11 protein-coding genes are annotated in these 12,991 nt (G+C 70.8%); 7 read left to right on the top strand and 4 right to left on the bottom strand.

The window, feature by feature from the left end; all coding sequences use genetic code 11:
• Positions 1-172 precede the first annotated feature (172 nt).
• Positions 173-3,034: an ABC transporter substrate-binding protein gene (locus OHU35_RS32805; protein ID WP_405507863.1), complete on the top strand. Its 2,862-nt coding sequence runs from the start codon at positions 173-175 to the stop codon at positions 3,032-3,034.
• A gap of 8 nt (positions 3,035-3,042) precedes the next feature.
• On the opposite strand, the gene msrB is transcribed toward OHU35_RS32805, so the two are convergent.
• From msrB to OHU35_RS32785, 4 genes are all read right to left on the bottom strand, one after another.
• A complete protein-coding gene (msrB, locus tag OHU35_RS32800; protein ID WP_189721606.1) occupies positions 3,043-3,450 on the bottom strand; it encodes a peptide-methionine (R)-S-oxide reductase MsrB in 408 nt (135 codons plus the stop codon).
• Between the two features lie 14 nt (positions 3,451-3,464).
• Positions 3,465-4,856 carry a UDP-N-acetylmuramate--L-alanine ligase gene (murC, locus tag OHU35_RS32795; protein WP_189721607.1) on the bottom strand — a complete coding sequence of 464 codons (1,392 nt, stop codon included), beginning with the start codon at positions 4,854-4,856 and terminating at the stop codon, positions 3,465-3,467.
• Positions 4,857-4,931: 75 nt separating this feature from the next.
• Entirely contained in the window at positions 4,932-5,405 is a 474-nt protein-coding gene (locus OHU35_RS32790; protein WP_189721608.1) for an indole-3-glycerol phosphate synthase, read from the bottom strand.
• A gap of 184 nt (positions 5,406-5,589) precedes the next feature.
• The gene (locus OHU35_RS32785) at positions 5,590-6,396 is read right to left on the bottom strand and encodes a pyrimidine reductase family protein (protein WP_189721609.1); all 807 of its coding nucleotides are present in this window, start codon (positions 6,394-6,396) and stop codon (positions 5,590-5,592) included.
• 37 nt (positions 6,397-6,433) lie between these two features.
• Here OHU35_RS32785 and zapE point away from each other — a divergent pair, with 37 nt between their 5' ends.
• The 6 genes from zapE (at position 6,434) to OHU35_RS32755 (ending at position 12,940) form a co-directional block, all read left to right on the top strand.
• Positions 6,434-7,534: a cell division protein ZapE gene (gene zapE / locus OHU35_RS32780; protein WP_189721610.1), complete on the top strand. Its 1,101-nt coding sequence runs from the start codon at positions 6,434-6,436 to the stop codon at positions 7,532-7,534.
• A 199-nt stretch (positions 7,535-7,733) separates the two neighbouring features.
• The gene (locus OHU35_RS32775; RefSeq protein ID WP_359888558.1) at positions 7,734-8,162 is read left to right on the top strand and encodes a hypothetical protein; all 429 of its coding nucleotides are present in this window, start codon (positions 7,734-7,736) and stop codon (positions 8,160-8,162) included.
• Between the two features lie 82 nt (positions 8,163-8,244).
• A complete protein-coding gene (locus tag OHU35_RS32770) occupies positions 8,245-8,826 on the top strand; it encodes a carbonic anhydrase (protein WP_359888561.1) in 582 nt (193 codons plus the stop codon).
• 8 nt (positions 8,827-8,834) lie between these two features.
• On the top strand, positions 8,835-10,334 hold the full coding sequence (locus OHU35_RS32765; RefSeq protein WP_189721613.1) for a SulP family inorganic anion transporter: 1,500 nt from the start codon (positions 8,835-8,837) through the stop codon (positions 10,332-10,334).
• A gap of 194 nt (positions 10,335-10,528) precedes the next feature.
• Positions 10,529-11,467 carry a slipin family protein gene (locus OHU35_RS32760; protein ID WP_405507859.1) on the top strand — a complete coding sequence of 313 codons (939 nt, stop codon included), beginning with the start codon at positions 10,529-10,531 and terminating at the stop codon, positions 11,465-11,467.
• Positions 11,468-11,557: 90 nt separating this feature from the next.
• Positions 11,558-12,940, top strand: coding sequence for a PhoX family protein (locus OHU35_RS32755; RefSeq protein ID WP_405507857.1), 1,383 nt, complete (start codon positions 11,558-11,560; stop codon positions 12,938-12,940).
• The last annotated feature ends 51 nt before the right edge of the window (positions 12,941-12,991 follow it).

Below are 12,991 nucleotides of genomic sequence, written 5' to 3'. Positions count from 1 at the left end.
TTCAGCGCCAGGTGCACCACCGACCAGGCAGAAACGATCCTGAAGTTCTTCCGTCACCCACTCCCACCCCACCCACAGCCGCTAGCCTCGTAGGTCACCGAAGGCGAACGGGGGATTGCCCATGGTGAACGCTGATCGCACGCCGCCGGACTGCCCTGGGGGGCATGACGGCATGCCGGAGCGTGGCGCCGGGCTCCACCTCCAGGATCAGCTCGAAATCCTCATCCAGGACTTCCGCACGAGCGCCGAGCCGCCGATGCCGGTGTTCGTCGTGCACGCGCAGGAAGGCGCGGACGACGACGCGGTGACCGGACTGGTCCGGCAGCTGCACGCGGGCCAGGAGGCGCACGGCACGCGCTGTGCCGTGGCGCAGGACGCCTACGAGGGCGCCACGGAGGTGCGCCGGGCCGCGGCCATGGTGCGGGCACTGAGCGATCCGAAGAAGTGGGGCGGCCCGAAGGCGGTCTACCGGCGCTACGCGTTCCCGCGGCTGCGGCTGGTGCATGCCATCGACGACGCGGTCGCGGCCCTCGGCGACACCTGGCCGACGCCCGAGCCGGGCAGCCCCGAAGCCGGTCAGGACCAGCGGCAACGGCTGCTGAACCAGCTGGCCCAGCAGCGCTGGCGGCCGAGGAACACCGCACGCTGGCGCTCCGGTCTGCCGCTGTTCGACATGGCGCACATCCTCCCGGCGAGCCTCGTGACCGTGCTCGCCGCGCTCATGGCCCGCAGCGAGTGGTACGTGGCGGTGGGCGCCGGTCTCGTCTTCCTGCTGCTGCTGACCGTCCTCAACTACGTCCTGCCCGGGCGGGCGCCGATCTTCCTGTGGCTGCGCCGGGAGAGCCGCTGGTTCATGACGACGACCTTCCTCAGGGCGGCGGACCACGAGGATCCCACCGAGGTCTCGCTGCTGCGGCCGGTGCGGTCCTGGAAGGCGATCGCGGCCCGGGCCTACGACGTGGCCGAGGCGCTCACGGCGGGCGGCGACTTCCACCTCCAGCTGTGCGTGCTCGCGCTGCGGGAGGACCTGCGGGACAACCACCGCCGCTGGAGCTGGGACCTGCGCGGCTTCAAACGGCCGCGCCCGCCGATGCTGTTCCTGCCCTACACGGACGCCCGCAACGGCGGCATCGAACTGATCCGGGCCATCAGCGACGTCCGCAGCCGCCGCAGCGAGCTCGACCCCCTGGTGGTGGTCGCCGCGGTGCACACGCACGACGTGGCACGCCTGGAGCGCGGCGTGGTTCCGACGACACCCGACCCGGCCGCCGTACCGCCCAGGTTCGGCGAGCGGCTGCGCACCTGGCACCGGGTGTGGGCGCACAACCTGCGCGCCGAACAGTCACCCAGCCGGGAGCGGTCCGTCCTGCCCTGGGTGATGAAGGTCCCGCTGCCGCACGACCAGCTCGGTCCCGTGGAGGAACGCACCCGCCATCTGCGGGCCTCCACCCGGCCCACGCCCGCCCGGCTGGTGTGGGCCCTGCACACCCTGGTCCTGGTGATCGCCCTGCTGACGGCCGGGACCGTCATGCGGGCCGAGGCCCTGCACGACCGGTACTGCTCGGCGTCCGTGCTGACCGCCAACCGGGACACCCGGCGCGAGCGGGCCCCCGGCGGCGGCACGGAATGCATCGGCATAGCGACGGACGGCGTCCGCTTCGCCGACTGGCTGCCCACGCCCGACCCCGGCAACGAGCCCAAGGCCCTGACGGCCGGGGACGCGACACCCTGGACGGTGGACGAACTGGAGGACCGCATCGCCGAGAAAAACGCGGACGTCCTCGCCCACCACTCCGGCAAGTACGTCACCGTCGTCTATGCCGGACCGCTGAGCGCCGACTCCTCGGACGGCTCGTCACTCGTGAAGGGCGCCGAGGAACTGGCGGGCGTGTACCTGGCACAGGCCGTCATCAACAAGAACTCCAGCGTGAAACTGCGGGTCCTGCTCGCCAACGGCGGTGTGGACCTGGGCCACCAGGAGGAGATGGCCGAGGAGATCGCCGCGTACGCCGCCCAGGACCCGACCGTGGTGGGGGTCGTGGGCACCGGCCGCGACCTGAAGTCGAGCAGGGCGACGACCCGCACGCTGATGGAGGCCGGGCTACCGATCGTCTCCGGCACGAACTCCGCCACCTATCTGCCGCGCGAGTTCGCCAACTGGTTCAGCCTGGCCGCCACGGACCAGTGGCAGATAGAACAACTCGGCCTGATAGCCGCCCAGTTGCGCACACCGGACCGTCGGCAGTATGCCCTCGTCCTCGCCCGCGACACGGCGAAGACCGACGACCTCTACACCGACGAACAGGCACGCTACGGCCAGGACATGCTGCGCCGGCAGGGCTTCACCCCGCTCGATCAGCGCCGCTACACCCTCAGCGGCGGCAAGCCGGAACTCCGCTCGCACGCCCAGGAGATCTGCCGGGGCGGCCAGGTCCCGTCGGTGATCTACTTCGCCGGGCGGGTGGAGGACATCGATCCCCTGATGACCCAGCTGGGCACCGAGCCGGGCTGTGCCGGAACGCCCCTGGCCATCCTCACCGGCGACGACCTGTCCAAGGCCGACTTCACCATCGGCGGACAGTCCGTCGCGCCGAAGGTCACGCTGTACCACGCGGCCCTGGCCGAGCTGCGGACGGCCGCCACCCGGACGACCTTCTACCTGGACGCGGCCACGCACCTGCCGGGCCTACGGGGCGGGAACCTGCGCTACGACAGCCCCGCCCTGGCCAGCGGCCAGACCGCCCTGGCACACGACGCGACCCGCGCCCTGTACTGGGCGGCCACCCGGGACGACCGGCCCCAGAGCCGCGCCTCGACCTGGGTGAACCTGCGCAACGTCACGATCGAGGGCATGGCCACCGGCACCATCGACTTCACCCGCGCCCCGCTGTACGGCGACCGCACCGGCCACAGCATCGTCCTCAAGGAGGTCCGCCGCGCCGGCGACGGCACCTCGAAGACCCATGTGGTGTGCAGCCGCACCGCGGGGAACACGAAGCGGCTCACACAGAAGGAATGCCGGATCCGACGCTGAGGACTGTCTCAGCCCTCGGCGGCGGTCAGGCGCAACGCGATGCTGTTGATGCAGTACCGCTGGTCCGTGGGCGTCGGATACCCCTCACCCTCGAACACGTGCCCGAGGTGCGAGCCGCAGCGCGCACAGCGCACCTCGGTACGCACCATGCCGTGGGTCCGGTCCTCGATCAGTTCCACCGCGTCGGTGTCCCTCGGATCGAAGAAGGACGGCCAGCCGCAGTGGGACTCGAACTTCGTGTCCGAGGTGAACAGGTCCGCACCACAGGCGCGGCAGGAGTAGACCCCCTGGGTCTTGGTGTCGGTGTACTCACCGGTGAAGGCGGGCTCCGTGGCCGCCTGGCGCAGCACCGCGTACTCGCCAGGGCTCAGCTCCGCGCGCCACTGCTCGTCCGGCTTCTCGACGTCGTACGGCATGAGCCTCCAGCCCCTCAGTTCGACAGACGGTCCAGGATGCGCGGGCCGAGGTCGGTGACGTCGCCCGCTCCCATGGTGAGAACGAGATCCCCGGGCTTCGCCATTCCCGCGACCACCGAGGGGACGTCCGCCTTGTCGTGCACCGGCGTCACGTCCGCGCCCGCCGCCCGGGCCGCCTCGATGATCAGCTCGCTGGTCACGCCGGGGATCGGGTCCTCGCGGGCCGGGTAGATGTCCAGCACGACCGAGGCGTCCGCGAGGGCCAGGGACTGGCCCATCTCCTTGCCCAGCTCCTGCGTCCGCGAGAAGAGGTGCGGCTGGAAGACGACCAGGATCCGGGAGTCGCCCGCCGCCGCACGCATGGCTTCCAGGTCGGCGGTCATCTCGGTGGGGTGGTGCGCGTAGGAGTCGATGACCTGTACGCCCGCGGCCTCGCCCTTCAGCTGGAGCCGCCGCTTCACGCCCGTGTACGCCCCCAGCGCCCGGGCCAGCTCCTCGGCGGGGACGCCGAGCGCCACGCCCGCCGCCAGCGCGGCCACCGCGTTGTGCGCGTAGTGCCGGCCGGGGACGGAGACCGTGAAGGTCAGCTCCTGTCCCTCCAGCACCACGGTGACCTCGCTCTTCAGGCCCTGCGGCACGACCGACAGGACGCGCACTCCGGCGTCCTGCGACTCGCCGTACGTCACCACCCGCACGCCGCGCTCCGCGACCCGGCGGGTCAGCTCCCGGGCGCCCTCGTGGTCGGCCGCGATCACCAGCGTGCCGCCCTCGGTGATCCGGTCCACGAACGTCTCGAACGACTCGTAGATCTCGTCCATCGAGGCGTAGTTGGCGTGGTGGTCGAGCTCGACGTTGAGGACGATCGCGACCTCGGGCGCGTACTTGTGGAAGCTGCGGTCCGACTCGTCCGCCTCGGCGACGAAGATCTCGCCGTCGCCGTGCAGCGCGTTGGAGCCGGGCGCGTCCAGGTCCCCGCCGATCGCGTACGACGGCGTCAGGCCAAGCTCGCTGAGCGACACCGCCAGCATCGAGGTCGTGGTCGTCTTGCCGTGCGTTCCGGCGACCGCGATCGGCCGCAGGCCCTCCATCAGGGCGGCGAGCGCGTCGGAGCGGTGCACGACGGGGATGCCGAGTGCGGCCGCGCGGGCCAGCTCGGGGTTGTCCTGCCGGATCGCCGACGACACGACCACACAGCTCGCGTCGTCGGCCAGGTGCTCCGTGGCGTGCCCGATGTGCACCGTCACACCCAGGGCCCGCAGGGCCTCGGCCGTCGCCGACTCCTTCGCGTCACTGCCCGCCACGACGGCCCCGCGCTGGGCGAGGATCTTCGCGATACCCGACATCCCGGCCCCACCGATACCGATGAAGTGCGGTCGGTCCATGGCGGTGGGAAGGCCGGGTGCCATGCGTATCTCCAAGAGCGTTCTGGGACGGTGAGCGCCCACAGCCTATTTCAGAAGCGCCACCGCATCAGACCGGCACTACGCCTTGCTGTGCGAGAACAGCTTCAGCACCGGCACCCCCACCTTGTGCCGGGCCCGCGACGCCCAGTCCCGGTGGAAGAACTCCTCCACGTAGTGGGGGTCGGTCAGCACGATGACCTCGTCCGCGCCGACCTCCTCCACCAAGGACTTCAGCGCGTCCAGGGGATGGTCCTCGATCAACCGTCCCCGCGCCTCGCTCCCGGACGTCCGCAGTGCCGCGAGGGACACCTCCAGCGCCCGCTGCCCGACGCTCAGCGCCTCCTCGCCCTCCGGGGTCTCCCCCTCGCGGACGGCATCGTCGAGTTCGCCGAGCGCCACGTCGTCGATGGCCCGCAGCAGACGGTCCGCCTGCTCGCCGCGCGGCTGGAGCAGCACCTCGAAGGAGACCCGCTCCTCGCCGTGCAAGGTGGTGACGAACTCCACGTCGGCGGACGTCAGGGCCTTCTCGATCATCAATACGCTTGTGAACACCAGGCGCCCCTTCTGATCCTCGCGGAAACCATCCTGCCCCGTGTTCGCACGGGAACTGCCGGATCCAGTGTGCCCTCCAAAATCCAAACAGAACGGCATATTCCGAACGTACCGACCGGTCCGGCTTCCTGAGCGCCGACACCTGTACCCCGTGCCGCTACCCCGTGCCGCGCGGTTCAGTACGTCAGGACCGTCCGTACCTCGTGAACAGGAACCCGTCCTCCTCTAGCATCGACACCAGCGAGAAGCGCCGCGGGACCGTGACGGCGGGACCCCCGGCGATGCGCTGGGCGGCGCCCGCGGTGAGCATCGGGGAGACGGTCAGACAGAGCTCGTCGAGCACGCCGGCGGCCACCATCTGCCCGAGCAGCCGCGGGCCGCCCTCGGTCAGCAGCCGGGTGTGGCCGAGACCGGCGAGCGCCTGGACGGCACGGGCCGGGTCCACGCCGATGCCGTCCCCGGCGGTCACCACACGCGCGCCCGCCTTCTCGGCGGTGGCGACGCGGTCCGCGGCGGCCGCGGCTCCCGTGAGGACCAGGGTGGGCACCAGGGGCGAGGTGAACAGCGGGAGCGAGAAGTCCAGGTCGAGGCTGGCGGTGACCACCGCGATCGCGGGGGCGGGGGCCTGCCCGGCCGCCTCCCGCATCGCCGCGAACTCGGCACGCGCGCGTGCCGGACGGTACCCCTCCTGGCGCACCGTTTCCGCGCCGACGACCACGACGTCCGCCAGCGCCCGCAGCGTGCCGAAGATCCGCATGTCGGTCGCGCTGGAGATGGGCTGCGAACGGCCGTCGTGCTGGGCTGCCCCGTCCAGCGTGGACACCATGTTGGCGCGCAGCCACGGCAGCGGCCCACCGGCCCCCGGCTCGGGATAGGCGTACGCGGCCGCCAGCTCGGCCAGCCCCCACTCCCGCCCGACACCCTCCTCACCGGACCCGCCACCCGGGGCCGGAGCTGCTGTTTCATCGGTCACAGGGAACAGACGTCGCATGCCGTGCAGTGTTCCACGCGCCGTAGCATGGTGAACCGTGTCCTCCTCTCCCGCCCCCTCCGGTACCGGCCCGATAGCCGACGCGGCCCCGCTGTCCCTGTGTGCCCGTGAGCCGCACGTCCCCGCGGATCGGCTGGTCGCCGAGATGGTGCCGCCGCCGCGGTTCGACTCGGTGCGCTTCAGCACGTACATCCCGGACCCGAACCAGCCCAGCCAGACCGAGGCCGTCCAGGTCCTGGAGAGCTTCGCGGCAGGCCTCGGCCAGGGAGCGGGCGGTTCCGGCAAGCGGCGGCTGTTCGGTTTCGGCAAGGCGCCGAAGAAGGCCCCGGCCGGCCCGCGCGGCGTCTACCTCGACGGTGGCTACGGCGTCGGCAAGACCCACCTGCTGGCCTCGCTGTGGCACGCCACCCCGGCCGAGCCCGAGCTCAAGGCGTTCGGCACCTTCGTGGAGCTGACCAACCTGGTCGGCGCCCTCGGGTTCCAGAAGACCGTCCAGACCCTGTCCGGCCACCGCCTGCTGTGCATCGACGAGTTCGAGCTCGACGACCCGGGCGACACCGTCCTGGTCTCCACCCTCCTCGGCAAGCTCGTCGACGCGGGCGTGGCGCTCGCCGCCACCTCCAACACGCTGCCCGGCAAGCTCGGTGAGGGCCGGTTCGCCTCGGCCGACTTCCTGCGGGAGATCCAGGGCCTGTCGGCCCACTTCCGCGCCCTGCGCATCGACGGCGAGGACTACCGCCACCGCGGTCTGCCCGAGGCGCCGCCGCCGCACTCCGACGAAGAGGTGACCAAGACGGCGCACGCCACCGAGGGCGCCTCCCTCGACGCGTTCTCGCCCCTCCTGGAGCACCTCGCCCGGGTCCACCCCAGCCGGTACGGCGCGCTGACCGACGGAATCAGGGCAGTGTGCCTCACCGGCGTGCGGCCGGTTCCCGACCAGTCGACGGCCCTCAGGCTCGTCGTCCTCGCGGACCGGCTCTACGACCGCGAGGTGCCCGTGATGGCCTCGGGCCTGCCCTTCGACCAGCTCTTCAGCGAGGAGATGCTGAACGGCGGCTACCGCAAGAAGTACTTCCGGGCCATCTCCCGGCTCACCGCTCTGGCCCGCGACGCGGGCAAGCTGGCGAACTCCCGGTAACCACAACCCCAATACCGCACCAACTGCCGTGAGGCCAAGGGATGGTTCAAGCCAACCCACCCACGGTTTTCAGGCTCTCTTCAGCTTGAAACGTTAAGTTAACCCTGCAAATGACTTTGCAGGGTTAACGTGTTTCTTGACCAGCCATTGACCAAGTGTTGGTCAGCGCTAGACGTGTGAATCACCTGAAGGGGGGCGCATGTACCGAGGTACGACGGCACGGACCGTGGTTTCGATCCTCGCCGCCGTCCTGCTCGCCCTCCAGTTCTTCGCACCGACGGCGTCCTTCGCATCCGCGCACACGCCCCGTAAAGCCGAGGCCAAGGCTCAGCCCGGAACTGAACCCTCCGGCCTGTCCTCGCGGCCCGGAATCAAGTTCTCCGGGAAGGCCCTGCGCGACGAGATCGCCACCTGCCGCGCCGGACACCATGGGGACCCGACCGGTCCCCTGCGGACCCGCGACCGGTTCCACCACGCCGACTCCGCGCCCAGCGCGCCGGAGCGGCCCCTGCTGCGGCACATCCCGCCGGCAGCACCGGACCAGGTCAGAGCCGGCGCCGCGCACCATCGCACGTCGAGATCCTCGACGTCGCACACACCTGCAGCGCTTCAGGTCTTCCGCTGCTGAGGAACAGAGTCGTTCCGTCCCCCACCTCTGTCATGCCCGTCCGACGCGCCCCCACTGCGCGCCAGGAGGAGTCACCACACACATGCAACCCCTCATCGACAACGCCCGCACGCACGGACAGCGCCCTGAGGAGTTCGCCCGCCTCGCCGAGGGCCAGTCCCCCGACGTCCTGTTCATCACCTGCTCCGACTCCAGGGTCGTACCGGCCCTGATCACGGGCGCCCGGCCCGGCGAGCTCTTCGAGCTGCGCACCGCGGGCAACGTAGTTCCCCCCTACACCTTCGAGCACCCCACCTCGGAGGCGGCCACGATCGAGTACGCCGTGGAAGTACTGGGCGTAAAGGAGATCGTGGTCTGCGGCCACTCGCACTGCGGCGCCGTCGGCGCGGTGGTGCGGGGCGACGACCTCACCGGCGTACCCGCCGTGCGGGACTGGCTCGCGCACGCCTGCGACGAGCCCAAGTGCGCGGACCCGACCGACAAGACGGTCACCGAAGCCGTGCAGAACCACGTCCTGACCCAGGTGGAGCGGCTGCGCTCGTACCCGAGCGTGGAGAGCCGTCTGACGGACGGCCGGCTCCGGCTGCACGCCTGGTTCTACGAAGTCCACACCGGAACCGTGCGGGAACACCGCGCGGGCACCGACTCCTTCGAGAAGCTGTGAGGGACACCATGACCAAGTTCCCTTACCTGAGGCAGGACTTCACCGCCTCCCTCGTCGTGTTCCTGGTCGCGCTCCCGCTGTGCGTGGGCGTGGCCGTCGCCTCCGGTGTCCCGGCCGAACTCGGCCTGATCACCGGCATCGTGGGCGGTCTCGTCACCGGATTCCTGCCGGGCAGCAGCCTGCAGGTGTCCGGGCCGGCCGCCGGTCTGACCGTGCTGGTCTTCGAGGCGGTCGACACCTACGGGCTGCCCGCGCTCGGTGTGATCGTGCTGGCCGCCGGTCTGCTGCAGCTCATCATGGGCGCGCTGAAGCTCGGCCGCTGGTTCCGCGCGATATCCGTCTCGGTCGTCGAGGGCATGCTGGCCGGAATCGGTCTGGTGCTCATCGCCGGCCAGCTGTACGCGACGGCCGGACTGAAGGCCCCCGCCTCCGGCATCGACAAGATCCTGGGCCTTCCCGGCGCCGCCGCCGACGCGCTCGGCAGCACCAAGGCGCTCACCTCCCTCGCACTCGGCGCGGCCACCATCGCGGTGATGGTGCTGTGGAAGAAGCTGCCGAAGCAGGCGCAGGCCGTTCCGGGCGCGCTCGCCGCGGTGATCCTGGCGATCGCGGCCACCGCCGCGTTCAACCTGCCGGTCGACACCGTCAAGGTGCAGGGTCTGCTGGACTCCATCCAGCCGCCCGGCCTCGACGCCTTCGGCAGCGTGGGTGTCGGCATCATCGGCACGATCATCGCCTTCACCCTGATCGCCTCCGCCGAGAGCCTCTTCAGTGCCGCCGCGGTGGACCGGCTGCACGACGGACCGCGCACCCAGTACGACAAGGAGCTCATGGCGCAGGGCGCGGGCAACACGCTCTGCGGCGTGCTCGGCGCGCTGCCGATGACCGCGGTCATCGTCCGCAGCTCGGCCAACGTCAGCGCGGGCGCCAAGACCAAGGCGTCCCGGGTGATGCACGGCGTGTGGCTGCTCCTCTTCGCGGCGCTCCTGCCGGCCACGCTGGCCCTGATCCCGCTGCCCGCCCTCGGCGGCATCCTGGTCCACGCGGGCTTCAAGCTCATCCCGTTCCGCAAGATCGTGCCGCTGTGGCGCGAGCACCGGGGCGAGGCGGTCATCCTGGTCGTCACCGCCGTGTCGATCGTCGCGGTGAACATGTTCGAGGGTGTCCTGATCGGTCTGGCCCTCTCGGTCGTCAAGACCGCCTGGGAGGCCTCGCACATCAAGCTCGAGGTCATCGACAAGGGCGCCGGCCCCATCCAGGCGTACCTGTCGGGCAACGCGACGTTCCTGCGGCTGCCGAAGATCCTGGACAACCTGGAGAGCCTGCCGCAGGACCGCCCGGTCGAGCTGGACCTCTCGGGCCTGCACCACCTCGACCACGCCTGCCGCACGGCCCTGGAGAACTGGGCCGAGCGCCACAGCGCCTCGGGCACGGAGCCGGTGAAGGTCACGGAGCCCGAGCTGGAGTCCGAGCAGTCGAAAGAGGGCGAGAAGGTGACGGTGGCCTAGCGGCCCGCCGCAGCACCGACTCCCCCGGCCCGGGACGCGCCCACAAGCGCGCCCCGGGCCTTTCGCATGTCCGCCGCGGAGCGGTGGGGTCTGTCGCGCGGTTCCCCGCATCCCTGGGGCATGGCCTCGAACCCCAGTCCCGGCATATCGTTGCAGAAGTAGACGAAATCGGACCTCTGGACGAGGAGGTCGGGATGGTCCAAGAGCTGATCGGGGTGGTGGCGGCGGTCGGCGCCGGTGGCCTGGTGTATCTGGCCGCGGCGGCGCGGGTCGTCAAGCAGTACGAGCGCGGGCTCGTCTTCCGGCTCGGGCGCGTGCGCGGGGACGTGCGGCGGCCCGGATTCAACATGATCGTTCCCGTGGTGGACCGGATGCGCAAGGTCAATCTGCAGATCGTGACCATGCCCATCCCCGCCCAGGAGGGCATCAGCCGGGACAACGTGACCGTGCGGGTCGACGCGGTGGTGTACTTCAAGGTCGTGGACCCGGCGGCCGCGATCGTCAACGTCGAGGACTACCGCTTCGCCGTCTCCCAGATGGCACAGACCTCCCTGCGCTCGATCATCGGCAAGAGCGAGCTGGACGATCTGCTGTCCAACCGGGAGAAGCTCAACCAGGGCCTGGAGCTGATGATCGACAGCCCGGCCGTGGAGTGGGGCGTGACCATCGACCGGGTGGAGATCAAGGACGTGTCCCTGCCGGACACGATGAAGCGCTCCATGGCCCGCCAGGCCGAGGCCGATCGCGAACGGCGGGCCCGGCTGATCAACGCGGACGCCGAGTACCAGGCCTCGAAGAAGCTGGCCCAGGCCGCGCGCCAGATGGCCGACACGCCGTCCGCGCTCCAGCTCCGGCTGCTCCAGACCGTGATGGCCGTGGCGGCGGAGAAGAACTCCACGCTGGTGCTGCCCATCCCGGTGGAGCTGCTGCGGTTCCTGGAACGAGGCCGCGAAGAGGGCCATCAGACAGAGACGCAGGAACAGCCGCGGGAACAGCCGCAGGAACAGCCGCAGGAACCAGCACAGGCTCAGATTCAGGCACAGACACCAGCACAGACACAGGAGCCCGCGGAGCACCCCCTCGACACGACGGAACAGGCCATCGAGGAGCTGCGACGGGCGGTGGAGCAGTGACCCGCGCTACGCGCGTGGTTCACGTTGCCCGCACCAGGTGATAGACACAGCGGGATCACAGTTCCTGTCCGCCAGCAGGAAGGTTCCGCCATGACCACAACCGGTCGTTCCGCCACTCGACGTCAGCTGCTCGCCGGGACAGGTGCCCTGGGCGTCGGGATCGCCTTCTCCGGCGCCCTGTCCGAACTCTTCGCCGGTACCGCCGCCGCAGAGGGCCTCGGCCACACCGGCTACGGCCCGCTCGTCCCCGACCCGAAGGGCCTGCTCGACCTCCCGGAAGGCTTCCGCTACCGGGTCCTCTCCCGCGAGGGAGACCGGCTCCGCTCGGGTGAGGGCAAGGTCCCCTCCAACCACGACGGCATGTCGGCCTTCGCGGGCAAGGGCGACCGGGTCCACCTGGTCCGCAATCACGAGAACCGCGCCGACGGCAGGGTCCCGGTCCCCACGATCGAGGGCCTCACGTACGACCCGGCCGGCAAGGGCGGGTGTACGGCCCTGACGCTGGACTCCCGCAACCACGTCCTGTCGGAACGCGTCGCGATCGCCGGCACCGCCGTGAACTGCGCGGGCGGCCCCACCCCGTGGGGCACCTGGCTGACCTGCGAGGAGACCGAGGACAAGGCCGGCACCAACGGCTACACCAAGGACCACGGCTTCATCTTCGAGGTCGACCCGGTCGACCCGCGCCGCACCGGAGCCGTACCGCTGACCGCGATGGGCCGCTTCCAGCACGAGGCGATCGCCGTCGACCCCCGGCGGGGTGTGGTGTACGAGACGGAGGACGCCTTCGAGAAGCCCTTCGGCCTCTTCTACCGCTTCCTGCCGAAGAAGCCGCTGGGCGGCCGGGGTTCGCTGCGCGCGGGCGGCCGGCTCCAGGCCATGCGGGTGCCCGGCGTACCCGACCTGTCCACGATCCAGGACATCGGTGCCGAGTTCGACGACATCGAGTGGGTGGACGTACCGGACCCGCAGGCCGCGCAGACGCCGATCCGGTTCCAGGACTTCGGCCGCGGGGGCATCACGCACGCGCAGAAGCTGGAGGGCTGCTACTGGGGCGGCCGGTCGGTGTACTTCGTGTCGTCCTTCGCCCGCCGCTCGGACGGTTCGACGGCCGACCACTACGGGCAGATCTGGCGCTACGACCCCGAGCGCCGCCGGCTGACCCTGGTGATCGTCTTCGGCCCGGACACCGACATCCAGCTGCCGGGAGAGTCGCCGGACAACATCTGCCTGGCGCCCAGCGGCGGCCTGATGGTCTGCGAGGACGGCAACGGCGCCCAGCACGTCTACGGCGTGACCAGGCGCGGCGAGGTGTACGCGATGGCCCGCGGCCGGCAGAACATCGGCACCCCCGAGGAACCCGAGTGGGGCGAGTTCGCCGGCGTGACCTTCTCCCCCGACGGCGACACGATGTACGTCAACTGCTACACCCCCGGCACCACGTTCGCGGTGACGGGCCCCTGGCGCCGGTAGCCCCGGCCGCGCTCCCGACCGGGGCGCCGGGTGCGGAACCCGGCGCCCCGG

Source organism: Streptomyces purpurascens (assembly GCF_045040895.1).
GTDB lineage: Bacteria > Actinomycetota > Actinomycetes > Streptomycetales > Streptomycetaceae > Streptomyces > Streptomyces purpurascens.
The sequence above is the reverse complement of the archived record's forward strand: the minus strand, read 5'-3'. Positions and strand labels throughout refer to the sequence as shown.

Excerpts from the sequence above, each read along its gene's own strand:
- OHU35_RS32760 (WP_405507859.1), top strand. The coding sequence starts at position 10,529 with ATGGTCCAAGAGCTGATCGGGGTGGTGGCGGCGGTCGGCGCCGGTGGC.
- murC (WP_189721607.1), bottom strand. The coding sequence starts at position 4,856 with ATGGCACCCGGCCTTCCCACCGCCATGGACCGACCGCACTTCATCGGT.
- OHU35_RS32805 (WP_405507863.1), top strand. The coding sequence starts at position 173 with ATGCCGGAGCGTGGCGCCGGGCTCCACCTCCAGGATCAGCTCGAAATC.
- OHU35_RS32785 (WP_189721609.1), bottom strand. The coding sequence starts at position 6,396 with ATGCGACGTCTGTTCCCTGTGACCGATGAAACAGCAGCTCCGGCCCCG.
- OHU35_RS32775 (WP_359888558.1), top strand. The coding sequence starts at position 7,734 with ATGTACCGAGGTACGACGGCACGGACCGTGGTTTCGATCCTCGCCGCC.
- OHU35_RS32770 (WP_359888561.1), top strand. The coding sequence starts at position 8,245 with ATGCAACCCCTCATCGACAACGCCCGCACGCACGGACAGCGCCCTGAG.
- OHU35_RS32755 (WP_405507857.1), top strand. The coding sequence starts at position 11,558 with ATGACCACAACCGGTCGTTCCGCCACTCGACGTCAGCTGCTCGCCGGG.
- msrB (WP_189721606.1), bottom strand. The coding sequence starts at position 3,450 with ATGCCGTACGACGTCGAGAAGCCGGACGAGCAGTGGCGCGCGGAGCTG.
- OHU35_RS32765 (WP_189721613.1), top strand. The coding sequence starts at position 8,835 with ATGACCAAGTTCCCTTACCTGAGGCAGGACTTCACCGCCTCCCTCGTC.